This window comes from Salipiger sp. PrR007, from assembly GCF_010499845.1.
Classification (GTDB): Bacteria; Pseudomonadota; Alphaproteobacteria; order Rhodobacterales; family Rhodobacteraceae; genus Salipiger; species Salipiger pacificus_A.
The window spans coordinates 1-23949 of record NZ_JAAGOZ010000022.1 but is presented as its reverse complement, the minus strand read 5'-3'; the positions used below and the strand labels follow the sequence as shown (position 1 = coordinate 23949).

Below are 23949 nucleotides of genomic sequence, written 5' to 3'. Positions count from 1 at the left end.
ATGAACCGCGGCAGAGCCGCGATGTTCCAGCAGCGCTTTGGTCAACACCATCACGGCCAGGAAATTCCGCGCTTATCAGGAACATTCCCCGCCCAAGCCTGTTCTTGTGGGCTCGATGTGAGATGGGAGACGCGTCATGACGCAGCGACGGGAAGACTCCGTCGACGGCCGGGCAGGAGACTGGAAGGTGAGCCGCCGCGCATTCCTCGGCGGCAGCGTGATACTGGCTGCGGCCCCTCAGCCTGGAGAGACGGCAGAGCCGACGCAGCAACGTCCCGCAACCAAGCGCGACGTCGTCTTCGGGGAGACCGATCACATCCGCACCTATTACGCGCTGGCGCGCATGTAGCACGGTCGAGGGAGAGGCATATGCTCCGCAGAAAAACAATAGGCGGCAGGAGGGAATTGCGAGACGCGTTCGCCCCGATGGCGTCGGCACCAAGGGGGACCTCCGGTCTGGATCGACGGACCTTTCTCAGGAACTCGGGTCTCACGGGGATTGGCCTGACCGGATTTGCCGGGGCGGCCGGGACAGTAAAGGCGCAGACCGCTCCGCCTGCTAGCGCGGACTACAGCTACCACAAGACAGTCTGCCCGTTCTGTTCAGTGGGCTGCTCGATCTGGGCAGAAGTGTCAAACGGGGTATGGATCGGTCAGGAACCTGCCTTCGAAAGTCCGATCAACCAAGGCACCCATTGTGCCAAGGGTGCATCGACGCGAGAGATCGCGATCGGTGACCGGCGCACCAAGTATCCGCTGAAGAAGGTTGCCGGAGAGTGGACGCGGATCAGTTGGGACCAGGCGATCGAGGAGATCGGCGGGAAGCTTCTGGACATCCGCAAGAACTACGGTCCCGACAGCGTCGAATGGCTCGGCTCAGCCAAGTTTTCTAATGAGGCCGCTTACCTTTTCCGCAAATTCGCCGCATTTTGGGGCACCAACAATGTGGATCATCAGGCGCGGATCTGCCACTCCACCACTGTGGCGGGGGTGGCGAACACCTACGGGTATGGCGCCATGACCAACACGTACAACGATATCCGCAATTCGAAATCGATCATCATCATCGGTGGTAACCCCGCCGAGGCGCATCCGGTTTCCATGCTCCATGTATTGGGCGGAAAGGAGAACGGCGCGCCGCTGATCGTCGTCGATCCCCGTTTCACACGCACCGCCGCGCACGCGGACGAGTACGTGCGGATCCGGCCAGGGGCGGATGTGGGGTTCCTGTGGGGGCTGGCGCGGATCATCCTCAGCAACGGCTGGGAAGACCGTGAATTTCTCGAGACCCGGGTTTTCGGCATGGATCGCGTCCTAGAGGAGATCATGACCTGGACCCCGGACGAGGTCGAAAAAGTCTCCGGCATCCCACCTGAACAGCTGGAAAAGGTAGCGCGCATTCTCGCCGAGAACCGGCCCGGAACGCTGATCTGGTGCATGGGCCTGACGCAGTCGACGATCGGCAACAACAAGACCCGAGCGGCCTCGATCCTGCAGTTGATCCTTGGCAATATCGGAAAGTCGGGTGGCGGAGCGAATATCTTCCGTGGACATGACAACGTGCAGGGCGCGACCGATCTAGGAGTTCTTGCCGATACGCTGCCGGCCTACTACGGCCTGACCGAGGGGGCTTGGCGTCACTGGGCACGGGTGTGGGATGTGCAGTATGACTGGCTGCGTGGGCGCTTCGCCTCGAAGGAGATGATGGAAGCACCAGGCATTCCCGTGAGTCGGTGGGCAGATGGCATTCTCGACACCGAGGGTGTCGACCAGCCCGCACCGCTCAAGGCCGTGTTTTTCTGGGGCCACGCCTCAAACAGCCAGACTCGCGGCCCCGACCGCAAGGCGGCTCTCGAGGCCGCAGAGCTTTGCGTTGTGGTCGATCCCTTTCCCACACAAACGGCTATCGAAAACGAGCGAACGGACGGAATCTACCTCCTTCCCTCCGGCACCACGATGGAAATGGCGGGGTCAGTGACGAACTCCAACCGATCCATCCAGTGGCGCGAGAAAGTCATAGACCCGATGTTTGAGGCCCGAAGCGACTACGAAATCATGTATCTGCTGGCGGGGGCCCTGGGCTTTGCGGACGAGTTGTTCAAGCACGTTGCAGTCGAGAATGGCGCGCCGTCGCCAGAGGACCTGCTGCGCGAAGTGAACCGGGGCACCTGGACGATCGGCTACACCGGCCAGAGCCCCGAGCGCCTGAAACAGCACATGGCCCAGCAGGCCCGGTTCGATGGCCTGACGCTGAAGGGAATGTCGGGCAATGTCGAAGGAGATTATTACTGTCTACCTTGGCCGTCGTGGGGCCGGCCCCAATTGGCGCACCCCGGCACTCCCTTGCTCTATGACCAGTCGAAGCCCGTGGCCGAGGGCGGTTTGCCCTTCCGCGCCCGCTGGGGCGTCGAACACGAGGGTGCCAACCTTCTGGCGGAAAACAGTTTCCCCGTCGGCTCCGACATCGAGGATGGCTACCCGGAAGTCACCGTCAACATGTTGGAGGCGCTTGGTTGGGCGCACGAATTGAGCGATCGCGAGAAGCTGATGATCGTTGCTGTCGCGACGGACCGGTTTCGTCACGAGATGTTCGGCATGACCGAGGAAGAGGCTGCCACCGCTATGCAGGCGCTGGAAGACGCCGTGCGCTCGTCTTCAAGCGAGGGGGAGGGTACGAGCATAGAGGAATCCTGGCAGGACGGGACTGAGCGGCAGAACGGCGAGGGTGGTGAGCGGGGCAACTTGCGTACGCGCTTCCCAAGCTACCCAGACAACGCGGTCACGGCCATCGAAGCCTATCTTGCAGCCAACCCGCAAGACGAGGCGCCGGATGATCAGCCGTTGGCTGAGAAGATCGCCCGCGTGAACTGGAAGACCGACCTCTCCGGTGGGCTCCAGCGGGTTTCTATCGAACACGGCCTCGCACCGTTTGGCAACGGCAAGGCCCGGGCGATCGTGTGGAATTTCCCGGATCAGGTGCCGTTGCACCGCGAACCGCTTTACACGCCGCGCCGCGATCTGCTTCCGAAGTATCAGACCTTCGAGGACCGCAAAGTGTGGCGATTGCCATCGCTTTATCGCTCGATCCAAGAGCACGACTACGCAAAAGACTTTCCCCTTGCGCTCACCTCAGGGCGCCTCGTCGAGTTCGAAGGGGGCGGCGACGAGACCAGGTCGAACAAGTGGCTCGCGGAGTTTCAGCAGCAGATGTTCGCCGAGATCAATCCCGCGGACGCCGCGGCGGCGGGTATCGGTGACGGCGAACCTGTCTGGGTCGCAACGCCCGAGGGCCGCATACGCGTGCAGTCGATGGTGACTTCTCGTGTCGGGCCGGGGACGGTCTTCGTGCCGTTCCATTTCGCGGGCATGTGGATGGGCGAGGATATCTCCGAGCGCTACCCCGAAGGGGCGCGCCCCTATGTGATCGGCGAAGCCTCCAACACCGTGCAGACCTACGGATACGACGTCGTCACCCAGATGCAGGAGACGAAGGCGACACTTTGCAGGATAGAGAAAGGTTGAAGCATGGCACGCGCGAAATTCCTCTGTGACACCGATCGCTGCATCGAATGTAACGCCTGCGCAACCGCCTGCAAAAACGAGCACGACGTGCCGTGGGGCATGGTTCGGCGGCGCGTTGTGACGATCAATGATGGCCTACCCGGCGAAAAGTCCATCGCGGTGTCCTGCATGCATTGCACCGACGCGCCCTGCGTCGCTGTCTGCCCGGTCTCGACCCTTTATCAGACCGATATCGGCGTCGTCCTTCACGACAAGGATACCTGTATAGGTTGCGGGTACTGCTTCTACGCCTGTCCCTTCGGCGCACCGCAATTTCCCAAGGAGACTCTGTTCGGTACCCGCGGCAAGATGGACAAGTGCACCTATTGCGCGGGCGGGCCGGAAGAGAATGGCTCGGAGGCGGAATACGCGAAATATGGACGCAACCGGATCGCGGAGGGCAAGCTGCCTCTTTGTGCTGAGGTCTGCTCGACGCGGGCCCTGCTCGCAGGCGACGGCGACGAGATCGGCGAGATCTTCCGCCAACGGGTCATCCACCGCGGCTTCGGGGCAGGTGCCTGGGGATGGAAGACCGCCTATTATCCAGGAGAGGAGTCATGAACCCGGAACGTCAGTCCGACGGACGGCCGCGCGTGCGCGGAAGCGATTTCACCGCCTACCGTGTCGGGGGTGCGATCGCCGCCGTGCTCTTGCTGGTTGTCCTTGTGGCGCAGACCTGGGAGGTGTTCGACAGTGATGCCCGGACCGTGCCCGAGGTGGGTTGGACGGCGACCGCCGAGAGCGGCGCGGGTATCTTGGCAAGCCAGGTCCTGCGGCGACGCACGCTGCTACAGGCGCAGCGCGATCGGTCGGGCCCTTCGCCAGAAGGTGCGCAGCAGGGCTTTAAGATCGATGACGGGATCTTGCTAATCGGCAGGCCGATCGATGAGCCGACCGGAATGCTAACGGAGACATGGTTGCGCCCCACCGGCGATACCGTCAGCCTTCTCGGCGCGCCCCGAGAGATTGTCGGGTCGACTTCGTTGCCCTACCTCAACGCGGCCCTCTTCGAACGACCCGCAGGCCGGGACTGGCGCCACGGGATCGCCGATATAGCCACCCATCTCGGTGCTTACCTGATCCTCGGCTTCGCATTCGTTCTGGCGCTCATCCTTGCAATCCGCGGGCGCGTACCTATCGCCGAGGGGATCTCGGGGCGGTCCGTCAAACGCTTCGGCTTTATAGAGCGGGCTAACCACTGGATGACATCCATCTCGTTTCTTATGCTAGCTCTCACCGGAATCATCCTCGCCTATGGACGTACTCTGATACTGCCCTTTGGCGACGAAATCCTCGGCGATGCCGGGTGGTTCGCGACCTGGGGGCACGCGATTTTCTTCCCGTCGTTCGCTCTCGGAATTCTGGTGATGGTCCTCCTCTGGGCCTGGCGCAACGTGCCCACGCGGCTCGATTTCGAATGGCTGCGTAGGGGTGGTGGCTTCTTCTCCGACAGTTCCGACAACCCGCCCGCCCGCAAGTTCAACGCCGGGCAGAAGCTGGTCTACTGGTCTGCGGTGCTGGGCGGTCTGCTGATGGTCGGCACGGGTGTTCTGCTTCTCTTTCCGTTCTGGTTCCTAGATGTTGACGCCATGAGTTGGGTGATGCTGAGCCATGCAATCGTGGCGCTGTTCATGATCGCGATCTTCATCGGCCACATCTATATCGGCACAGTTGGTATGCAGGGTGCATTCTGGGCGATGTGGTCCGGCAAGGTGGACCGCAACTGGGCAAAAGAACACCATGAGCTCTGGTTGAAGGAAATCGAGAAAGGAGGAAGTTAGAATGGCGTCTTTTCTCATTGGCATTTGCGCCGCAGGAATCATCGCCGGCATCACCTTTGTCGGTTACGCCAAATACGACATCAGCTCGGGTCGTCCCGAGGAGCGACCTGCCGTAAAGCTAGACGCACCGACTACATTTTCGACAACGGCGCAGAAAAATATTCGGAACTGATTGTACTCCGGAACAACTTTGAAGGGTTGGCAGTAGTTGGCTCCCTCCCTTTTTTCGGCATTCCTACTTTCACGCTCACTGAATGGAGAACAAGATGGATCGTCTCGCGCTTTACCTGACTATGATGAGTTGGACCGTGATTAGTGGCGCGTTCATCATTGTATTGCTTAGCTTTGGAGTTTTTAGCTTTTGGTGGATCGTCGGTGCTGCGGGTGTTGCGCTCCTTTTGGCTTGGCCAGTCTCCTTTCTGATTTCACGCCGAATAAAAGCACGTGACAAAAGTTGGAAAGTAGAAAAGGAGCCGAGCGTTATACCCAAACCGGGCCGGCCAGAGTTATGACAGTGCCGGATTTATGATTTAGACGGTGCTTTCATCAATGTCTCCTTTTTGACGGGTTTCAGTATAAATTAAGCGCCAAACTTTTGGTTCCGCAGTTTTCGCCACCAGCGGACTGAAGATAGGCAACTCGGCGCACGATTGGATGACGCATTTTTGAGGGAGGGCTGTAGAAATCGGTCGAAAACCACAAAATGAGGATCACGACGGCGCCCTCACGAACCGCGAACAGAGCGCTGTCGCGGATCAGGAGCCAATGCGGGCGGTCGCAATTTTTGAAGCCGTCCGACGCGAGGGCGGGAACGAACTGCATCGACCGTTAGAAGCGCTCGCCATGTCGGGATTTGTCGCGGGGCTGGCTCTCGGTTTCTCTATTCTGGTCCGTGCGACAATCGAGACACATTTGCCTCCTGAGCCTTGGCGGCCACTCATATCGTGTCTCGGTTATACTTTTGGCTTTCTTCTTGTTGTTCTCGGCCAACTGCAGCTGTTTACGGAAAACACGATCAAGGCAGTCTGTCCGGTCCTCGATGAGCCTTCACCTCCAGTTTGGTTGAAACTTCTGCGTCTTTGGAGCGTGGTCCTAATAACGAATATCGCCGGCGCAATGACTTTTGGCGGCATATTGTGGCTGACTCGGGATCTTCAACCAGAAGTCTGGAAGCAGTCTCTGGAAATATCGCGCCATGCTTTGAACTTTGGATTCCTGGAAACCTTGCTACGTGGCGTTGGCGCCGGGTGGCTCATGGCAGCGCTGGTTTGGATGCGACCGACCTCCGGCACCTCACAGCCCCTGCTCGTGATCCTAGTGACTTATGTGATTTCGATTGCTGACTTCACGCATGTCGTGGCGGGATCGACCGAAGCTGCAGTTTTAGTATTCGGAGGGGAGCGATCCTTCTTTACGGCGGGGATCAAGTACTTGATACCGGCCGCTCTTGGAAACTTTTTGGGTGGAACTTGCGCGTTCACCCTCTTGGTCTGGATTCAAATCCGCAACGAGCTACTTAGGAGTAAAGCGCAGGAAAGATAGACGAAGTTATACTGCTTGAGAGAGGGTTGTATTTATTCTGGAAATTTTCAATTCTGCAATGTAAATATATGTGCAAATCGAAGTTAAATTTCCTTTCATTCTTGAAATTTTGGCAAGGGGGCGCCATGGGATGGCCGCCATGAATGTTCCGGTTGCCACGCTTTGATCATTATGGGTCAACTTCGGGAGAGGAGGCCATGAAATGTTTCCTCTCAATTCGCAATCAATCTACTCGAGAGGAGGCTAGGAATTTACAAGGTTATGGCAGGTTAAATATGAGCATATACACTTGGAAATATACCCGGCCATATTTTCCTGGCTGGTCGCTGGCACTGGTCCGGGAATGAGAAGCGTCCAAGAAAAAACAGGCCTATGTTAAAAGGTTAGCAAATGCTAAATGAAATTGCAGCAGAGTTTCGAAACACGTTCTCCATAATACCTGCAGCTGCGGCATTTTCCCGACTGGTTGCTGCAATTTTTTTGGCCGGCCTGATAGGGTTAGAAAGGGAGCGGCGCGAGAAGCCTGCGGGCTTAAGAACCCACATACTTGTCTCCGTTGCGGCTTGCCTCTTTGTCATTCTGGGTCTCGAGCTCGCTGCCATGGACTTTGGCGGCTCATCAGAGCAACGCAACGATCCTTTACGCATGATCGAAGCTGTCACCGCCGGCGTCGCCTTCCTGGCGGCGGGCCTGATCTTCACCTCGGGTGGGAAGGTCAGGAACGTTACAACTGGGGCATCGTTGTGGCTGGCTGGAGCGGTCGGCTTAGGGTGTGGTGCCGGTCAAATGCCGCTGGCGGCAATGACGACCGTTATTGTGATCATCGTTCTGGTTTCCCTCAGGTATGTCGAGAAGAAGATGGGATGGAGCGAGGAAGCTTGAGACTGTTCTGGCGACCCCTTCCTGCCACGTGGATTTGCTACGGCGTAAGCGTATTCGCATTCCGAACACTTCAGGATTTGCTGCTGTACGTTAAGAGATCCTCTATCCTCTTCTCCCTTGTTTTGATGCTTGCGGGCTGCTCGGGACGCCACAATTGGCTCACCGGCGCTGGCGAGGAGGCCCGTTCGGTCGAGACGCTGTTCTGGGTCTTGCTGGCAGGCGCGGCAGTGATCTGGACGCTGGTGATCGGCGCCGCGACCTACGCCCACCGCGCCGAGGCCAAACCCGAGCGCGAGCAGGAGGCCCGCCGGTTCATCATCTGGGGCGGCGTCGCGCTGCCGGTGCTGGTGGTTGGCGGGTTGTTGGTCTGGGGCCTGCTGATCCTCAAGGACATCACTGCCGATGACGGCGCGCTGACTGTGCAGGTCGATGGCGAGCGCTGGTGGTGGCGGGTGATCTATGACACCCCCGAAGGCCCGGTGACCACCGCCAACGAGATCCGCCTGCCGCTCGGCGAGCGGGCCCTGTTCCGCCTTACCGCCGACGACGTGATCCATTCGTTCTGGGTGCCTGCGCTGGGGGGTAAGATGGACATGATCCCCGGACGCGAGACGACGCTGGCGCTGACCCCGCGCGAACTGGGCAACTGGGGCGGGCTCTGCGCCGAGTTCTGCGGCGGTGCCCATGCGCTGATGCGCTTTGATGCCGTTGTCATGGAGCCCGAGGCGTTTGACGCGTGGCTGGCGCATGAGGCGCAGCCGGCGCAGGTGGCCGAAGGCGATCCCGGCTATGCGGTGTTCGAAGAGGAAGGCTGCGGCGCGTGCCACACCATCCGCGGCACCGATGCACAGGGGCCGGTCGGACCAGACCTGACGCATCTGGCTGCGCGCGACAAGCTGGGGGCGGGCATCTACGAGATGACGCCGGACAATATGGCGCGCTGGATCACCGACACCCACGAGATGAAACCCGAGATCGACATGCCCGCCTATCCGGGCCTGCAAGGCGAGCGGCGCGACGCGCTCGTGACCTTCCTGATGAGTTTGGACTGAGCCGCGCATGACCCAAGAGATCGACCTCTCCAAGCTGCCCCCGGCCGAGCCCTACGACAAGGCGCGCGACGAGGCGCAGCGCGCCCGGCTGATGAAGGTCTGGGAGACCCCGACCGGCTGGCGGCGCATCTCGGCGGTGAACAACTCATCGGTGGGCAAATGGTACCTGCTGACCTCTTTCGCGTTTTTCACCTTCGCCGGGTTTCTTGCGTTGCTGATCCGCGCGCAGCTGGCGGTGCCGAACAACGATCTGCTGTCGCAGAGCCTCTACAACCAGCTGTTCACCCTGCACGGCACGGCGATGATGTTCCTCTTTGCGGTGCCGATCTTCGAGGCGGTGGCGATCCTGATCCTGCCCGCGATCCTCGGGGCGCGCGACCTGCCGTTCCCGCGGCTTTCCGCCTTCGGGTACTGGTGCTTCCTGATCGGCGGGGTGTTTGTCTGCGGCTCGGTGTTCTTCGGCGTGGCGCCGCAGGGCGGGTGGTTCATGTACACGCCGCTGTCGTCCAACACAGACTACAGCGGGCTGGGGGCCGACATCTGGCTGCTCGGGCTGTCGTTCATCGAGGTGTCGTCGATCGCTGCCGCGGTCGAGTTGATCGTCGGCGTGCTGAAGTCGCGCCCGCCGGGCATGCGGTTAAACCTCATCCCGCTCTATTGCTGGTACGTGCTGGTGGTGGCGGGGATGATCCTCTTTGCCTTCCCGCCGCTGATCGCCGGCGATCTGCTGCTGGAAATGGAGCGCGCCTTCGACTGGGCCTTCTTCGATCCCGACCGGGGCGGCGATCCGCTGCTCTGGCAGCACCTCTTCTGGATCTTCGGCCATCCCGAGGTCTACATCGTCTTTCTGCCCTCGATCGCGCTCATCGCGACCATCCTACCGACCTTCGCAGGGAGGCCCATGCTCGGCCATTCGTGGATCGTGCTCTCGGCGGTGGGTGTCGCCTTCCTGAGCTTCGGGCTTTGGGTCCATCATATGTTCACCACTGGCCTGCCTGAGATCTCGCTCTCGTTCTTCTCGGCGGCTTCCGAGGCGGTGGCGCTGCCCACTGGCATCCAGATCTTCTGCTTCATCGCGACCATGCTGGTCAGCAAGGTGCGCCGCTCGGTGCCGATGCTCTTTGCCGGCGGTGCGCTGGCCATCTTCGTCTTCGGCGGGCTCACGGGGGTGATGGTGGCGCTGGTGCCTTTCGACTGGCAGGCGCATGACACCCACTTCGTCGTGGCGCACCTGCATTACACGCTGATCGGCGGCATGCTCTTCCCGCTCTTTGCCGGGGTGCACTACTGGTACCCGTTCGTCACGCAAAAGAAGATGTCCGACCGGCTGGGGCGCTGGAGCTTCTGGCTGATGTTCGGCGGCTTCAACCTTGCCTTCCTGCCGATGCACTGGACCGGGGTGATGGGCATGCCGCGGCGGGTCTGGACCTATGACGTCACCGATGGCTGGGCGGTGCTCAACATGGTCTCGACCGTGGGCGCTTTCGTCTTCGCGGCGGGCTTCGTGGTGCTGGCGGTCAACGTGCTCTGGCCGCGCGGCAAGGCGCCGCTGGTCGAGCGCAACCTGTGGAACGCGGGCACGATGGAGTGGGGCGCCGAGGTGCCGGACAAGCCGTGGGGCGTGCGCTCGATCCCTTATATCCACACCCGCTACCCGCTTTGGGAGCAGAAGGGCCTGCTGGACGAGATCGACCGCGGCGAGTGGTTCCTGCCCGACGCCAAGGAGGGCAAGCGCGAGCTGATCATCACCGATATCCTCGACGCCCGTCCGCTTTATGTTCAGCGCGTTGGCGGGCCGAGCTATCTGACCCTTGGCGCGGCGGGCTGTCTTGGCGCGGTGTTCATCCTTGCCACATTCCATCTCTGGGCGTTGACGCTGATCTTTGGCGCCGGATTTGTCGGCTTCACCCTGTGGTGGCTGTGGACCGGCACGTCGCAGATCCCGGAGGTCCCCGAAAAGGCTGCGGGGCGCGGGCTGGTGCTGCCGACCTATGCGCAAGGCAACAACTCGCCCGGCTGGTGGGCGGTGTTCATCACCATGACCGGCGACATGACCGCCTTCATGGGGCTGGTGTTCAGCTACTTCTTTTATTGGACCGCGCTGCCGGACTTCCTGCCGAGCGCGGTGAACCTGCCGGGCTTTGGCTGGCTGCTGGTCGGCCTCGCGCTGTTGCTGGCGGGCTGGGGGACGGCGCTGCTGGCGCGGACGCGGCTGGCGGGCGGCAGCACCGGGCAGGCGATGGGCCTGCTGGTCGCGGGCGTGCCGCTTGGGGCGCTGGGGCTGGGCGCATGGGGCTGGGCGGCATGGAGCGCCGGGCTGGACCCCACCGAGACCTCCTTTGATGCCACTGTCTGGATCCTGATCCTGTGGATCGGGGTGCACCTGCTGCTTGACGCGGTGATGCGCCTCTACGTGGCGGCGCGGATCTGGTGCGGTCATTGCACGCCGCGCTATCACGCCGACAGCGCCAACCTGACGCTCTTCACCCATTTCGTCGCGCTGACCGCTGTGGTGATCTTTGCGCTGCTGGCGCTGTTCCCGATGCTCATGGGGGTGGCGTGATGGCCCGGTCCCGCGACAATAAGAAGATCGTCCCGCCCGGCGAGGCGCCGCGCGTCATCGATCAGGGCTCGGTGTGGATCCTTGTCGCCGCGCCCTCGATCTGGGCGGCGCATTTCCTGCTGAGCTACTGGGTCGCGGCGATCTGGTGCGCCAAGCTGGGGCGCGGCACACCGCTGACCGAACCACGCTGGATCATTGCCGGGCTGGGCGCGCTTTGCATCGCCGCGATCATCGGGCTGGCGGTGCTGGCGGTGCGCCGCTACGGCGGCGTCTTCGTGATCTTCGAGGAAATCACTGAAAGCTCGGAACGGGCGCGGGACCGTTTCGTCGGCCACGTGGCGCTGCTGCTGTGCGTGCTTTCGGCGGTGGCCATCCTCTTCACGGTGATCCCCGGCATGGTGCTGGGCCAATGCTGAGCCCGCGCCGCCTCCTCGCGCTGGCGCTGCTGGCGGGCCTTTGGATCGGCCCGCTGCCAGATCTGGCGACCGGCTCGATGGTGCTGCATATGGTGCTCCACCTTGGCGTGACCGCCGTGGTTCCGGCGCTCTGGGCCCCGAACCTGCGGCTGCCGTCGGGCGCGATGGCGCTGGCGCTTGGTGCGGTGGCCGAGATGTTGGTGGTCTGGCTCTGGCACCTGCCGGGCATGCACCTTTGGGCGCGTCTGACCGCGATGGGCCTTGTGCTGGAGCAGGCGAGCTTTCTGCTGGCGGGGCTGATGCTCTGGGGGGCGGTGCGCGCGGCGGGCGGCTTTGGCGGCGCGGTGGTGCTGCTGGCGACGACCATGCATATGACCTTGCTGGGCGCGCTGATCGGCCTCGCGCCGCGCACGCTCTACGGGGATATCTGCGCCGGGCACCTTGGTCTTTCGGCGCTGCAAGAGCAGCAGGTGGCGGGCGCGCTGATGGCCGGGGCTGGGGGCGCGATCTACCTCGTCGCGGCGCTGCGCAGACTGGGGCAGGCACTCGAACTGAAGGAGGCGCAGGCATGAGGCTGAAGCGCTGGATTATCGGCGGTGTTGCGGCACTGGCCGTGGGCGGGGCCGGGTTCTTCTGGTTTGCACCCTATAATATCGCGGCCTCGGTGCCGCATCTGCCGGGGGTTGGCGAGACCTTGCACCAGTATCTGCGCAACGCGGTGCGGGTGCGAGCGAACCGGGTGGAGGTGCCTCAGCACGTCGATCTCGATGATCCGGCGCTGGTCCGCCTCGGCGCGGGTCATTTCGCCACCGGCTGCCAGACCTGCCACGGCGCGCCGGGCATTGCGCGCAACCCGGTGGTGCAGGGCATGCGTCCCGAACCTCCGATGCTGACCTCCGAGGACTTCGAGCCTGCGGAGTTCTGGTGGATCGCCCGCCACGGCTTCAAGTACACCGGCATGCCGAGCTGGCCGGGCGAGGGCCGCGACGACGAACCCTGGGCGCTGGCGGCCTTCCTCTCACGCTACGACAGCTTCGACCGCGCCGCTTACGAGGACGCCGCCTTCGGCCGTACCGAGGGATATCAGAGCGACGGCGTGCGCTTCGGCGGCCTGTCCGGGGCCATCCCGCAGGAGCTGGCCTGCGCGCGTTGCCATGGCGAGGACGGTCTGGGCCGCGATGGCACAGCGCCGAAGCTGGCCGGCCAGTCGGAAGAATGGCTGACGCTGGTGCTTGAGGCCTATGCCGAGGGGCACCGGGAGAGCGGCTTCATGGAACCTCTCGCCATGCCCCTGAGCGCCGAGACGCGGGCAGGCATCGCCGAACGCTACGCCGGTATGAGCGGCGCGTGGCAGGGACGGGCGCTGGACTTCGGTAATGCCGAGCGCGGCCGTGAGCTGGCGCAGCGGGGCGACGAGCACGAGGACATCGCGAGCTGCGCCTCCTGCCACGAGGGCGGCGGCGACGGTCTGTCGCCCAAGCGCGCGGACACGCCGCGCATCGCCGGGCAGGACGGTCACTGGCTGGTCACCTGGCTGCGTCTCTACCGCGACGGGCCGGTGCCCGAGACGCCGCGCGCGCCACTCATGCAGGCGGCGGCACGCAACCTCACGGATCAGGACATCAACGATCTCGCGGCCTATTACGCGTCGCTCGGTCCGGCCAGGGCAAAGAAGTAGGCTACGCAATTGCTGAGTATGCGGCGTCCGCGTCCCAAATGCGGTTTCACGAAGCATCTTTCAGAGCGCTACGCAAGCCTTGACGCCAAGAAGGATCCTTTGGTCGAACTCGATGCTGTCGTGCCTTGGGAGGACTTCCGTCCGGCACTGGAGCAGGTGTGGCGCAAGCCGGAGGCGGAGCGGAAGTCGCGCGCCGGACGCCGGCCCATGGACGCCGTGCTGATGTTCAAGACGCTGGTGCTGGCGGCGCTCTACAACCTTTCCGACGACCAGATCGAGTACCAGGTCCGCGACCGGCTGTCCTTCATGCGGTTTCTCGACCTGGGGCTGGAGGGCCGGGTGCCTGACGCCAAGACCGTCTGGCTCTACCGTGAGGCGCTCGTGCAGGCCGGCATGGTGGAAGCGCTGTTCCGCCAGTTCGACGGGCATCTCGCGCGACAGGGCTACATCGCGCGGGGCGGGCAGATCCTGGATGCGTCCATCGTGCGGGTGCCGGTCAGCCGCAACACGCGCGACGAGAACGCGGCTATCAAGCAGGGCGAGTCTCCAGAAGACTGGGCGGACAAGCCCGCCAAGCGGTCGCAAAAAGACACGGATGCGCGCTGGACGAAGAAGCATGGCAAGAGTCACTTCGGCTACAAGAACCACGTCAACGTGGACCGCAAGCACAAGCTGATCCGGCGGTATCACGTCAGCGACGCCGCCCTCCACGACAGCAAGGCGGTGGATCAACTGCTGATGCAGGGCAATACCGCCGCCGGGGTCTGGGCCGATGCCGCCTACCGCTCCGAAGAGATGGAAAGGAAGCTGCTGGCCCGGGGCCTGAAGAGCCACATCCACCGCAAGGGTCGGCGCGGAAAGCCGCTTGGTGCCCAGGCCAAGGGCAGCAACCGGACGAAATCCACCGTGCGGTCCCGGGTCGAACATGTCTTCGGCGCGCAATCCAATGACATGGGCGGCACGTTGGTGTGCACGATCGGCCTGCTGCGCGCCAAGGCAAAGATCGGGATGAAGAACCTCGTCTACAACATGCGCCGCCTCGGCCAACTCCGCCGCCTGAACCCGAACCCCGCTTGATCCAGGGCAGCGAAAGGGGTCGCGCGCGCTGCCTCGCGGCAAGAGCCGCAGCAGAACAACCCAGCCTCTCGGAATAGCGGGACAGAGGATGGTGGTCACAGGGCCGCTTCAAGCCGCCGATCCCCTCCGCGGCGACTTCAGTAAAAAATCGAGGTGCCCATAAGACAATCTCGGGAACCCCTGGAGACGCTGCTTGTTAAGACGGAGTGCAACGCCAGTGTGGCTCCCGATGCTGCTGCAAGCGCATGGCGTGTACCAACTTTCCGTATCAGACGAGGAATGCTCCATGTCAGACGATCGCAAGCTCTACGAAGCTACTGCTGATACTCAGAAGTCCGCCGAGAACGAGGCGCCGCCTGCTGAGGTGGGCAACGGCGGTGAGCTGCATCAATCCATTCCGGAGGCACCGCGGATGACCACCGCGCAGGGAACGCCGATTTCTGATGACCAGAACACGCTGCGCGGCGGGGAGCGGGGGCCCACACTCATGGAAGACTTCCACTTCCGTGAGAAGATATTCCACTTCGATCATGAGCGGATCCCTGAGCGCGTGGTGCATGCGCGCGGCTATGGAGCTCACGGATTTTTCGAATGCACTGATTCCATCCCTGAACTCACGCTGGCAAGCCCCTTCCAGGAAAGCGGCAAGAAGACCCCGGTATTCGTCCGCTTTTCCACGGTCGCCGGGAACAAAGGTTCATTCGACGTGGCACGAGATGTACGCGGCTTTGCAGTGAAAATGTATACCGACGAAGGAAACTGGGACCTGGTTGGCAACAACATCCCCGTGTTCTTCATCCAGGACCCGATTAAATTCCCTGACCTTATCCACTCTGTGAAGGCCGAACCTGATCGTGGCTTCCCTCAGGCCCAATCCGCGCACGACAATTTTTGGGACTTCATCTCGCTGATGCCCGAGTCGATGCATATGATCATGTGGGTGATGTCCGACCGAGCCATTCCGCGCTCTTTCCGTTTTATGGAAGGCTTCGGGGTTCACACCTTCCGCTTTGTAAACGCGGCCGGTGAGAGCCATTTCGTCAAATTCCACTGGAAGCCCAAGCTTGGACTGCAATCGGTGGTCTGGGATGAAGCTGTCAAAATCAACGGTGCAGACCCCGATTTCCACCGTCGTGATCTTTGGGACGCGATCCAGAATGGAGACTTCCCGGAGTGGGAACTGGGGGTCCAGATCTTCGATGAGGAGTTCGCCGACCGTTTTGATTTCGACGTGCTTGATGCTACCAAGCTGATCCCGGAGGAAGACTGTCCGATCCGCATCGTCGGCCGGATGGTACTCGACCGAACGGTCGACAACTTCTTTGCTGAAACCGAGCAGGTGGCTTTCTGCACGCAGAACATCGTGCCCGGGATCGATTTCACCAATGATCCTCTCCTGCAGGGCCGCAACTTCAGTTATCTCGACACCCAGACGAAACGTCTTGGTGGACCCAATTTCACCCACATTCCCATCAATGCGCCTCGGTGTCCGATGCACCACTTCCAGCAGGATGGGCACATGGCGATGCACAATCCCTCGGGCCGAGCAAACTATGAGCCGAACAGCTGGGCGAAGGGTGGGCCGCGCGCCGATGTCAAAGGCGGATTCACCAGTTACCCCGAAGATCTTGAGGGCACGAAGCGGCGGCTCCGTCCCGAGAGCTTTGCCGACCATTACAGCCAGGCACGGCAATTCTACATAAGCCAAACGCCGGTGGAGCAGGATCACATCGCGAATGGGCTCACCTTCGAACTCTCGAAATGCGTCGTGGAGGACATTCGCCTGCGCATCCTGGCCCATCTCCGGGTGATCAATGAGGATCTTGCTGGGAAGGTAGCGGACGGTCTCGGGCACGATCTGCCAGAGCCTGCAAAGCCGGCCCGCGAGCCCGTTGATCTCAAGGCGTCGGACAAGCTGTCGATACTCAAGAACGGGCCTGACAGCTTCAAAGGGCGGAAGTTGGGAATCTTGGTGAGTGACGGCATGGACCGAGCGATCTACGATGCGCTTGTTGATGCGGTCGAGGCCGAAGGCGGCATGGTCGAGGTCATAGCTCCGAAAGTGGGGGGCGTGAAAACTTCCGAGGGAGATATGCTGCCGGCGAACCAAAAGATCGATGGCGGGCCCTCAGTACTCTACGATGCTGTCGCCATCGTGGTCAGCGATGAGGGCGCACGAGAACTCGCCGAGATGCTGCCGGGAAAGCAGTTCGTCGCAGATGCTTATGGCCACTGCAAGTTCATCGCCCTCACGCCTCAAGCTGCTCCACTTTTCGAGGCGGCAGGCGTCCACTCCGAAGCGGAGGGCGTGATGACGCTGAAGAAGCCCGCAGCTGCCGCCGACTTCCTCGAGGCGTGCCATGCTGTTCGCGTTTGGGACCGTTAATGCTGAGTGAACTGCCCCGCACTCAGCAAGGCTGCGGGGCTTCTCTTATCCTTCGCGGGTGAACGACGAAAGGGTAGAACCAATTCGGACCTTTCCGCGTTGATGGATGTCATCAGAAGGAGCGACCCATGGCTTCGCGCGCAGTCTGGAAAGGACAACTTCGGCTTTCGCTGGTTTCAATACCCGTGGAAATTCATTCGGCAACAAAGTCGGGTGCTCGTGTGAGCTTCCGGCAAATCCATGGCCCCAGCGGCAAGCCGGTTCGATACGAAAAGACTGTGGCCGGTATCGGTCCTGTCAAGAAAGAAGACATTCTGAAAGGCTTTGAGTACGGAGACGACGAGTATCTCCTGCTGCAGCCGGAGGAAATCGACGCCATCAAGCTCGAAACCAAGAAAACCTTGGAACTTGTGCAGTTCGTCGGCGCCACTGAGATCCCGCCGCTGTACTTCGACAAGCCCTATTACGTTGTGCCCACAGATGATCTGGCCGAAGATGCGTATCGGGTTGTTCGGGATGCCCTACGGCAGTCCGAAAAGATAGGGCTCGGGCAACTCACGATGCGGGGCAAGGAGCACCTTTGTGCCTTGAAGCCCTGTGGCGACGGGCTGTTGCTCGAGACCCTACATTATGCAGATGAAATTCGGGAGGCCGATCCACTTTTTTCCGGTATCGAAGATGATCCAGCCGACAAGGAACTCCTCTCGGTCGCCATGGAGCTCATCGACCGAAAAACTGACGCTTTCAATGCTGCCGCGTTCGAAGACCGCTACGACGCTGGCTTGCGTGATCTGATCGAACGCAAGCGGCGCAGCAAGTCGACACCCCGCGCAAAGACTGGGGGCGACCGGCCGGGCGGTTCGGATGAGGGCAACGTCATCGATCTGATGTCGGCTCTCAAGCAAAGTCTGGACCGCGACAAGTCTGACTCGCGCACAAAGTCTACGAACAAACGCACCCCGTCCAAACGCGGATCAAGTTCAAAGAAGTCGGCCTGAGATGGGAGGGCTCGAGCGGTATCTGGAGCGCCGAGACTTCAGCAACACACCAGAACCCTCGCTGGGTGATCATTCTCCCGCGCTCGCCCTGCGCTACAGTATCCAGAAACATGCCGCCACCCGGACCCATTTCGACCTGAGGCTTGAGCATGAGGGCGTTCTTCTCAGCTGGGCCGTGACTCGAGGACCCTCTCTGCAGCCAAGTGATAAGCGTCTGGCTGTACGCACGGAAGACCATCCGATCTCTTATCTCGATTTCGAGGGAACTATTCCGCCAGGAAACTATGGCGCCGGAACCGTGATGCTATGGGACATAGGACATTGGGAGCCCCTCGCTCCGATCTCTGCGGGGCTCAGGAAAGGGCATCTGAAATTCCGTCTGCATGGCGTCCGGCTATCAGGAGCATGGCATCTGCTGCGTATGAAGACGCGGGATAAGCGAGAGAACTGGCTTCTCACGAAGGACGAAGACGAGGCTGCGGGCCGCCGGGATCCGGTGGCGCGGTATCGGCGTAGTGTATCCAGCCGTCGAACTTTGGCAGGAATCTCACGTGAAGTGGAGCCGCCTTCTTCGCATGGCGGGACGCGCCCGAGCTTCCGCAAGCCGCAGCTGGCCACTCTGTGTGATGAGTTTCCACAGGGAAGCGCTTGGTGGCACGAGCTCAAGTTCGATGGGTACCGCGGCTTGGTCATGCTTGGGAAGGGCGGAACCAAGATCTACACGCGCTCCGGGAACGACTGGACGGGGCGGTTCGAGAGCCTGCTCGCTGCATTCGACGACGTGAACTGTGACAGCGCGCTGATTGATGGAGAGATCGTGGCTGGCGCGGGCCTGCAGGGGTTCTCATCATTGCAAAAGGCTCTGAAATTCGGCGGCCCGTACCGCTTCTTTGCATTTGACCTGCTTGAGCTGGATGGCCGGAGTCTGACGGAGCAGACGCTCGCGGATCGGCGCTCTGCACTTGAAGGCGTCTGGCGAAATCTGCCCCCGCTCGGTCTGGCGCAGCTCTCGCCTATTATCGAGAGGGAACCCGCGCGCATTTTCAGAGATATTTGCTCAGCGGGAGGCGAAGGGCTGATTTCGAAGCTCAAGCATGCTCCCTATCGCGGAACGCGAACGCAGGCTTGGCTCAAGATGAAATGCGAGCGACGGGATGAGTTCGTCGTCATTGGGTGGCAGGAGAGCAATAAGCGTGGGCGGCCTTTCTCGTCGCTTCTTCTTGGAACCGCGGAGGAGGGCGGACTCCGCTATGTCGGTAAGGTCGGGACCGGGTTCGATAATGACGAAATGGAGGCACTGATGGTCGCGATGCGGCCGCTCGCTCGCAAGACACCCGCAGCAGAAGTTAATGGCAGCGAAACCAAGGGAGCCCAATGGATAACGCCTCGTCTGGTCGCCGAAGTGCAATATGCCGAGCGGACCCCGAACGGGCTACTTCGGCACTCGCGATACATTGGCTTGAGAGAAGACAAACCCGCCCGGGAAGTCCTGCTCGACAATGATCACCCGAGCGTGGCTGGCGAGGTCAACGTGGTAGGGGTACGCGTCAGCAGCGCCGGACGAATGGTTTACCCTGAAGCGCAGGTGACAAAGGGCGAGGTGGCTGAATACTACGCTGCGATTTCGGAGCGCATTCTTCCTTTCGCGGCCAATCGCCCTCTCTCGCTCCTCCGTATGCCCGAGGGTCTCAAGGGTGAGCGCTTTTTTCAGAAACATACGGGCAAGGGATTCCCAAAACAAATCAAGTCGATGCTAGTTGAAGAGGCCCCGGGCCGAGACACGCGCTACATGTATGTCTCCAATACTGCAGGCTTGGTTGCCGCTGTGCAGATGGGCACGCTTGAATTCCATATCTGGGGTAGCCGACGCGATAGGTTGGAGCGCCCAGATCGCATGGTGTTCGATCTCGACCCGGACGAGGCACTGGACTTCAGCGCTGTGACCTCGGCAGCCCTTGATATCCGCGGTAGGTTAGAGGACCTCGGCCTCCCGTCGTGGCCGCTTCTCTCGGGCGGTAAAGGCGTACATGTAATAGTCCCTCTTCGTCGGGTGGCTGCTTGGGATACCGCGAAATTGTATTCGCGCGTGTTCGCGACGATGCTTGCTGAGCGAGAGCCCAAAAGGTTCGTTGCAAGCATGTCGAAGTCCCGTCGGGCGGGTAAGATTTTCATTGATTGGCTGCGCAATGAGCGCGGCGCAACCGCCATAACCCCTTTTTCGCTGCGGGCACGTCCAGAGGCGCCGGTCGCCGTGCCAGTGCGGTGGGACGACCTCGCCAGCTACCGCCAAGCGCAGTCCTTCGACGCGCGCCGCGTTCTTAGAGGAGATATCCCTGATGTTCGATATCCGGATGCGGTCTCCCTGACGAAAGATCGAATAGCTGCTCTTGAGCGAGCACTGCTCGCGACCAAGCCAGCCGGAGCAACCTCGTAGTGCGTCCCGCGCCGTCGCTTCCCCGCTCGCTGTCTAGGTACTCCGAGACGATAGTGCCCCGCGTCGTGGTGTAGGAAGCCGCGAGCGTCGCTGATCGCGAGGCTGGCGTTCATCGTCGATCTTCGGAGTAGGTTTGGGTTGCGACACCTGAAACCTGAGACGGAGATGACGATGACCGACGACAGAATGGCTCTGATGGAGCGGGTTGAGAAGCAGGCTGATGGCGATCTCGTGCGCGAGATGCTGGCCTTTGCAGCCGAGCGCATTATGGAGGCCGAGATCGAAGCGCTGAGAACGGCGGTGAGAAAGTCGACCACGGTAGCGGCGGGATGAGCCCGCTGCGGGCGGCGCAAAAGTCGTGCACCTTTACCCTTTCTGGCGACAGGGAGGGCGGGAGGACTTTCACCGTGGATTTGTATCGGAAGGTTCGCCTGGCTTGTTCAGAAGGCATGAGCCAGCGCGAGGCTGCGCGTCAGTTTGGGGTTTCCCGCGACAGCGTTCGGAAGATGTTGGCGTTCTCGGTTCCGCCTGGATACCGGCGGACGGCGCCGGTGAAGCGGCCGAAGCTGGATGGGTTCACCGAGATCATCGATGGCTGGCTGGAAGGGGATCGCGAGGTCCATCGAAAGCAACGGCACACGGCGAAGCGGGTATTCGAGCGGCTTCGCGATGAGCATGGCTTCACCGGCGGCTACGGGACATATCCGTGGTCAGCAGCCGGTCGCGGTTCTTCGTGAACACCGTAGGAACCCACACCGCGTCGACGATCCCGAGGCCCACGAACCAACGGAACAACAGGTTGTAGTCCATCTGTTCCATGAGTTGCCGCTCCGATCGGATCGAATAGAGGATCTGCAGCAGGCTGGCCCTGATCAGCCGCTCCGGTGCGATCGAGGGGCGACCCTCATGCGCGTAGAGCCGATCGAAATCGGCATCCAAGGAGCGCAGCGCATCGTTGACCACGGACCTGATCTTGCGCAGCGGATGCCGGGACGGGATGCGCTCCTCGAGATCGACATAGCTGAACAGCGATCCCGTCACCTTGTCCGATCCACGCATCGCCACCTCCGTCCTCGCCGTTGTTGCGGTGAATCATGTTCCGCGAGGGGCGTCGAGGTCGGAGTTTTTCAGCAGCCGGCTAAATCCCAACAGAATTCAGGCACGGGAGTGCAAAGCCGATCCGCTCAGATCATGGGCGTTAGCGTTCACCGCTGCCCCTGAACTCGTCGGCCTTCACCGCCCCGCGCACGCCGCGCGGCATGTCCTTGGCGGTGGTCGTGTCATGGCTCGTCTGCGCCTCCATCTCGGCATTGATCTCGGCGCCCAGCAGAATCACGTAAGCCGAAATCCACAACCAGAACAACAAGATGATAACGCCAGCCAGTGATCCGAAAGTTTCTTGGTAGGACCCAAAATGCTCGGCGTAGAGAGAGAAGGCGAGCGACCCGGCGAGCCACAGCAGGCAGGCGACGAGGGCGCCGGGGGTGATCCATGCCCAATCTGCCGCCTTTCGGGAGGGGCCGAACCGATAGATCAGCCCTATGCCGGAAACGATCAGCAGGAGCAGCACGCCCCAACGCGCCCACGACGCAAAGGCTTCGAGCGCTGGACCAAGCTCGAAAATCGCGAGCATCCCGGGCAGAACGACGAGCGCCCCGATGGCCAGGAGAAGTCCGGCAATCAGCAGCAGCGTGAGCGACAGTGTGGTCAGCTTGAGGCGGATGAAGCCGCGCTCTTCGGTTTCGTCATAGGCGACGTTCAGCCCCTCGATCAGATGGGCGACGCCTTGCGAGGCGGAATAGAGCGCAAGTAGCACGCCCAGAACAGCCGCAAGTCCAAGACCCCCGCTCTGCGACCCCGCGACAGATTTGGCCTGCTCTATCAGGATCTCGGCGGCACGCTGCGGCAGCACCTCGGTAATCTGCTGGATCTGTGCAGTGACGTCGGCGGGGGTGATGAACAGCCCGGCGATCGCCATGAGGGCTGTGATTGCGGGGAAGATTGCCATCAGCGCATAGAATGCGACACCCGCTGAAACCAAGCTGATCCGGTCTGCAGCCAACTCGGATTTCACGCGCATCGCGATGGCTTTCCAGCCGGTCAAGCTGATCTGGCGTGGCCGTGTGGCAAAGGATCCATCGTTTGGCATCCACTCATCCTTGATCATATCAAAGTCGCGCAGGTGCCACCCGGCACCGGCGCGAAGTCTCGGTCAGCTGATTTCAGCCCTGCTTCGGCGTATCCGATTTCGGCGTGTCCGAGGTCACGTGCGGACGGCCCAGCTTCTGCGCCTCCGCTTCGTCCCGTACCCGATCCTCGATGCGCTCGCCGGCAGATTTCACGGCGTCTGCAAGTGCGTGCTCGGCGGGCTTGTCGCCGGGAGTGCGCTCATCAGCCTCTGTGCGCGCCCCGCGGGCGATGCTTTGACCCTCGTCGAGGGCGGCATCGGCAACCGCTGCAAGCTTGTCTCGCTCCTCGTGGAAGATCGCTTCAGCCTCGGCGAACAACGCTTCGCTGTACTCGCCCATGAGGCCGTCCTCGGCTTTGGTGCGCGGTGCCGCTCCGCCGAGGGCGGCACCGGCCGCGATGGCAAGGGCGCCTGCAACAAGGGGATGCTCGCCGAAGAAATCGGCGGCGCTTGCACCGGCTCGTTGCACTCCCTTACCTGCACGCTCGCGGGCGATCAGCGCGCGTTCGCGGGCTTCGATGACACGGCGCCGGGCGCTTTCCGACATGCGTTCGGTCCCCGCGGTGATGCGACCGTAGCCGTCTTCAAGCACCGACTGCGCCTGAGCCGACTTCGCCGAGATGGAGTCGCGTGCAGCGCTTCCGGCCTCTCCGACCTTGGCGCGCGCTTCGCCTGCGGTGGCGGCCGCGTTTTGGCGACCCGCCTCGAAGCCCGCCTTCAGTCGAGCTTGCGTGCGATCGACGCGGTCACCGAAGGTCTCGCTCTCCTCCCCGTCATCAAGGTGCAGATCATCGTAGTAGCTTGGACGGTAGCTGGTGCCGTAGCCCGGCTTACGGGTGGCCCAGTCCGGTCCAGCCGACGCGCTTTCAGCGCGGGCCGCCCGGCGGCCCTTGCGGATTTGGCGGCTCAGAGGGTCCCCCGCTAGACGCTTATCCTCGTCATCATAGGAGCGACCGAAGACCATCCACGCGAGTCCGGCGGCGGTCAGCGTGAGCCCGATGGGGTTTTGCTTGGCCGACTTCGAGAACGCCTGTCCCATCTCGCTGCCGTGGGTCTGCAGGTGGCGGCCCACCTGTGCCACGATTTCGTCTGCCGAAAAACGGCTCTGGAGTTCAGAGACGGAAGCGGTCAAGCCCTCGCGCTCACGTTCGATTTCGCGCTCGATTTCTGCCGCCGTTTTGCGATTAGCCATTGGTCGTCTCCCTGATTGCGGACACGTCGCGACGGACGTTCTCGGTGGTGCGGGTCGGCGCAAGGCTGCTTGCCTTGAGCTTGCTCATCCCGCCCTTGATCATGATCAGCGCTGCAACGAGGGTGAGCGTCACGAGCTGGCCGCTGTCGACCGGCCTTGACGGGCGGATCGCTCTCAGCGGAAGGACTTTGCCCTGCGC

At 61.8% G+C, this 23949-nt stretch carries 21 protein-coding genes and 3 pseudogenes; 19 read left to right on the top strand and 5 right to left on the bottom strand.

Features of this window, described 5'->3' with window-relative positions; all coding sequences use genetic code 11:
- Positions 1 to 136: 136 nt before the first annotated feature.
- From G0Q01_RS10765 to G0Q01_RS10740, 6 genes are all read left to right on the top strand, one after another.
- Positions 137 to 349: a hypothetical protein gene (locus G0Q01_RS10765; protein WP_164197069.1), complete on the top strand. Its 213-nt coding sequence runs from the start codon at positions 137 to 139 to the stop codon at positions 347 to 349.
- A 20-nt stretch (positions 350 to 369) separates the two neighbouring features.
- Positions 370 to 3522 (top strand): molybdopterin-dependent oxidoreductase, encoded by a 3153-nt coding sequence (locus tag G0Q01_RS10760; protein WP_235940063.1) that lies wholly within the window; start codon positions 370 to 372, stop codon positions 3520 to 3522.
- Positions 3523 to 3525: 3 nt separating this feature from the next.
- Positions 3526 to 4122 (top strand): formate dehydrogenase FDH3 subunit beta, encoded by a 597-nt coding sequence (fdh3B, locus tag G0Q01_RS10755; protein WP_164197068.1) that lies wholly within the window; start codon positions 3526 to 3528, stop codon positions 4120 to 4122.
- A complete protein-coding gene (locus G0Q01_RS10750; protein WP_164197067.1) occupies positions 4119 to 5342 on the top strand; it encodes a formate dehydrogenase subunit gamma in 1224 nt (407 codons plus the stop codon). The genes fdh3B and G0Q01_RS10750 overlap by 4 nt, the downstream gene beginning before the upstream one ends.
- A gap of 1 nt (position 5343) precedes the next feature.
- On the top strand, positions 5344 to 5514 hold the full coding sequence (locus G0Q01_RS10745; RefSeq protein ID WP_164197066.1) for a hypothetical protein: 171 nt from the start codon (positions 5344 to 5346) through the stop codon (positions 5512 to 5514).
- 94 nt (positions 5515 to 5608) lie between these two features.
- Complete coding sequence (locus G0Q01_RS10740; protein ID WP_164197065.1) at positions 5609 to 5854, top strand: hypothetical protein; 246 nt, start codon at positions 5609 to 5611, stop codon at positions 5852 to 5854.
- 58 nt (positions 5855 to 5912) lie between these two features.
- Here G0Q01_RS10740 and G0Q01_RS10735 read toward each other — a convergent pair whose 3' ends face one another.
- Entirely contained in the window at positions 5913 to 6164 is a 252-nt protein-coding gene (locus tag G0Q01_RS10735) for a hypothetical protein (RefSeq protein WP_164197055.1), read from the bottom strand.
- Between G0Q01_RS10735 and G0Q01_RS10730 the strand changes: the two genes are divergently transcribed.
- From G0Q01_RS10730 to G0Q01_RS10670, 13 genes and pseudogenes are all read left to right on the top strand, one after another.
- Complete coding sequence (locus tag G0Q01_RS10730; protein ID WP_164197064.1) at positions 6108 to 6884, top strand: formate/nitrite transporter family protein; 777 nt, start codon at positions 6108 to 6110, stop codon at positions 6882 to 6884. The two genes, G0Q01_RS10735 and G0Q01_RS10730, sit on opposite strands and share 57 nt — an antisense overlap.
- A gap of 390 nt (positions 6885 to 7274) precedes the next feature.
- On the top strand, positions 7275 to 7766 hold the full coding sequence (locus tag G0Q01_RS10725; RefSeq protein WP_164197063.1) for an MgtC/SapB family protein: 492 nt from the start codon (positions 7275 to 7277) through the stop codon (positions 7764 to 7766).
- 125 nt (positions 7767 to 7891) lie between these two features.
- Positions 7892 to 8818, top strand: a complete 927-nt coding sequence (coxB, locus tag G0Q01_RS10720) for a cytochrome c oxidase subunit II (protein ID WP_164197062.1) — start codon at positions 7892 to 7894, stop codon at positions 8816 to 8818.
- A 7-nt stretch (positions 8819 to 8825) separates the two neighbouring features.
- Positions 8826 to 11381, top strand: a complete 2556-nt coding sequence (locus tag G0Q01_RS10715) for a cbb3-type cytochrome c oxidase subunit I (protein WP_164197061.1) — start codon at positions 8826 to 8828, stop codon at positions 11379 to 11381.
- Complete coding sequence (locus tag G0Q01_RS10710) at positions 11381 to 11797, top strand: hypothetical protein (protein ID WP_164197060.1); 417 nt, start codon at positions 11381 to 11383, stop codon at positions 11795 to 11797. Before G0Q01_RS10715 ends, G0Q01_RS10710 begins: the two co-directional genes overlap by 1 nt.
- Positions 11791 to 12369, top strand: a complete 579-nt coding sequence (locus tag G0Q01_RS10705; protein ID WP_164197059.1) for a cytochrome c oxidase assembly protein — start codon at positions 11791 to 11793, stop codon at positions 12367 to 12369. Before G0Q01_RS10710 ends, G0Q01_RS10705 begins: the two co-directional genes overlap by 7 nt.
- Positions 12366 to 13475, top strand: a complete 1110-nt coding sequence (locus G0Q01_RS10700; RefSeq protein WP_235940061.1) for a c-type cytochrome — start codon at positions 12366 to 12368, stop codon at positions 13473 to 13475. The genes G0Q01_RS10705 and G0Q01_RS10700 overlap by 4 nt, the downstream gene beginning before the upstream one ends.
- Positions 13476 to 13493: 18 nt before the next feature.
- Positions 13494 to 14552 carry an IS5 family transposase gene (locus G0Q01_RS10695; protein ID WP_164213372.1) on the top strand — a complete coding sequence of 353 codons (1059 nt, stop codon included), beginning with the start codon at positions 13494 to 13496 and terminating at the stop codon, positions 14550 to 14552.
- Positions 14553 to 14838: 286 nt separating this feature from the next.
- Entirely contained in the window at positions 14839 to 16938 is a 2100-nt protein-coding gene (locus tag G0Q01_RS10690) for a catalase (RefSeq protein ID WP_164197058.1), read from the top strand.
- Positions 16939 to 17066: 128 nt separating this feature from the next.
- On the top strand, positions 17067 to 17936 hold the full coding sequence (locus tag G0Q01_RS10685; RefSeq protein ID WP_164213328.1) for a Ku protein: 870 nt from the start codon (positions 17067 to 17069) through the stop codon (positions 17934 to 17936).
- Position 17937: 1 nt separating this feature from the next.
- Positions 17938 to 20370: a DNA ligase D gene (gene ligD / locus G0Q01_RS10680; RefSeq protein ID WP_164197056.1), complete on the top strand. Its 2433-nt coding sequence runs from the start codon at positions 17938 to 17940 to the stop codon at positions 20368 to 20370.
- Between the two features lie 171 nt (positions 20371 to 20541).
- Positions 20542 to 20688, top strand: a pseudogene (locus G0Q01_RS10675) (IS256 family transposase); the annotation flags it as partial.
- A 131-nt stretch (positions 20689 to 20819) separates the two neighbouring features.
- A pseudogene (locus tag G0Q01_RS10670) lies at positions 20820 to 21065 on the top strand (IS21 family transposase); the annotation flags it as partial.
- Here G0Q01_RS10670 and G0Q01_RS10665 read toward each other — a convergent pair.
- From G0Q01_RS10665 to G0Q01_RS10650, 4 genes and pseudogenes are all read right to left on the bottom strand, one after another.
- Positions 21064 to 21429: pseudogene (locus G0Q01_RS10665) on the bottom strand (transposase); the annotation flags it as partial. The pseudogenes G0Q01_RS10670 and G0Q01_RS10665 overlap by 2 nt on opposite strands.
- Positions 21430 to 21568: 139 nt before the next feature.
- Positions 21569 to 22537, bottom strand: a complete 969-nt coding sequence (locus G0Q01_RS10660) for a YihY/virulence factor BrkB family protein (protein WP_235940058.1) — start codon at positions 22535 to 22537, stop codon at positions 21569 to 21571.
- Positions 22538 to 22592: 55 nt separating this feature from the next.
- Complete coding sequence (locus tag G0Q01_RS10655) at positions 22593 to 23750, bottom strand: DUF3618 domain-containing protein (protein ID WP_164196789.1); 1158 nt, start codon at positions 23748 to 23750, stop codon at positions 22593 to 22595.
- Positions 23743 to 23949, bottom strand: a 207-nt coding sequence (locus tag G0Q01_RS10650) for a phage holin family protein (protein WP_164213327.1), incomplete at its 5' end; no start/stop codon positions are given. The genes G0Q01_RS10655 and G0Q01_RS10650, both read right to left, overlap by 8 nt.

Excerpts from the sequence above, each read along its gene's own strand:
- G0Q01_RS10765 (WP_164197069.1), top strand. The coding sequence starts at position 137 with ATGACGCAGCGACGGGAAGACTCCGTCGACGGCCGGGCAGGAGACTGG.
- G0Q01_RS10760 (WP_235940063.1), top strand. The coding sequence starts at position 370 with ATGCTCCGCAGAAAAACAATAGGCGGCAGGAGGGAATTGCGAGACGCG.
- fdh3B (WP_164197068.1), top strand. The coding sequence starts at position 3,526 with ATGGCACGCGCGAAATTCCTCTGTGACACCGATCGCTGCATCGAATGT.
- G0Q01_RS10750 (WP_164197067.1), top strand. The coding sequence starts at position 4,119 with ATGAACCCGGAACGTCAGTCCGACGGACGGCCGCGCGTGCGCGGAAGC.
- G0Q01_RS10745 (WP_164197066.1), top strand. The coding sequence starts at position 5,344 with ATGGCGTCTTTTCTCATTGGCATTTGCGCCGCAGGAATCATCGCCGGC.
- G0Q01_RS10740 (WP_164197065.1), top strand. The coding sequence starts at position 5,609 with ATGGATCGTCTCGCGCTTTACCTGACTATGATGAGTTGGACCGTGATT.
- G0Q01_RS10730 (WP_164197064.1), top strand. The coding sequence starts at position 6,108 with ATGCGGGCGGTCGCAATTTTTGAAGCCGTCCGACGCGAGGGCGGGAAC.
- G0Q01_RS10735 (WP_164197055.1), bottom strand. The coding sequence starts at position 6,164 with ATGCAGTTCGTTCCCGCCCTCGCGTCGGACGGCTTCAAAAATTGCGAC.
- G0Q01_RS10725 (WP_164197063.1), top strand. The coding sequence starts at position 7,275 with ATGCTAAATGAAATTGCAGCAGAGTTTCGAAACACGTTCTCCATAATA.
- coxB (WP_164197062.1), top strand. The coding sequence starts at position 7,892 with ATGCTTGCGGGCTGCTCGGGACGCCACAATTGGCTCACCGGCGCTGGC.
- G0Q01_RS10715 (WP_164197061.1), top strand. The coding sequence starts at position 8,826 with ATGACCCAAGAGATCGACCTCTCCAAGCTGCCCCCGGCCGAGCCCTAC.
- G0Q01_RS10710 (WP_164197060.1), top strand. The coding sequence starts at position 11,381 with ATGGCCCGGTCCCGCGACAATAAGAAGATCGTCCCGCCCGGCGAGGCG.
- G0Q01_RS10705 (WP_164197059.1), top strand. The coding sequence starts at position 11,791 with ATGCTGAGCCCGCGCCGCCTCCTCGCGCTGGCGCTGCTGGCGGGCCTT.
- G0Q01_RS10700 (WP_235940061.1), top strand. The coding sequence starts at position 12,366 with ATGAGGCTGAAGCGCTGGATTATCGGCGGTGTTGCGGCACTGGCCGTG.
- G0Q01_RS10695 (WP_164213372.1), top strand. The coding sequence starts at position 13,494 with ATGCGGCGTCCGCGTCCCAAATGCGGTTTCACGAAGCATCTTTCAGAG.
- G0Q01_RS10690 (WP_164197058.1), top strand. The coding sequence starts at position 14,839 with ATGTCAGACGATCGCAAGCTCTACGAAGCTACTGCTGATACTCAGAAG.
- G0Q01_RS10685 (WP_164213328.1), top strand. The coding sequence starts at position 17,067 with ATGGCTTCGCGCGCAGTCTGGAAAGGACAACTTCGGCTTTCGCTGGTT.
- ligD (WP_164197056.1), top strand. The coding sequence starts at position 17,938 with ATGGGAGGGCTCGAGCGGTATCTGGAGCGCCGAGACTTCAGCAACACA.
- G0Q01_RS10660 (WP_235940058.1), bottom strand. The coding sequence starts at position 22,537 with ATGATCAAGGATGAGTGGATGCCAAACGATGGATCCTTTGCCACACGG.
- G0Q01_RS10655 (WP_164196789.1), bottom strand. The coding sequence starts at position 23,750 with ATGGCTAATCGCAAAACGGCGGCAGAAATCGAGCGCGAAATCGAACGT.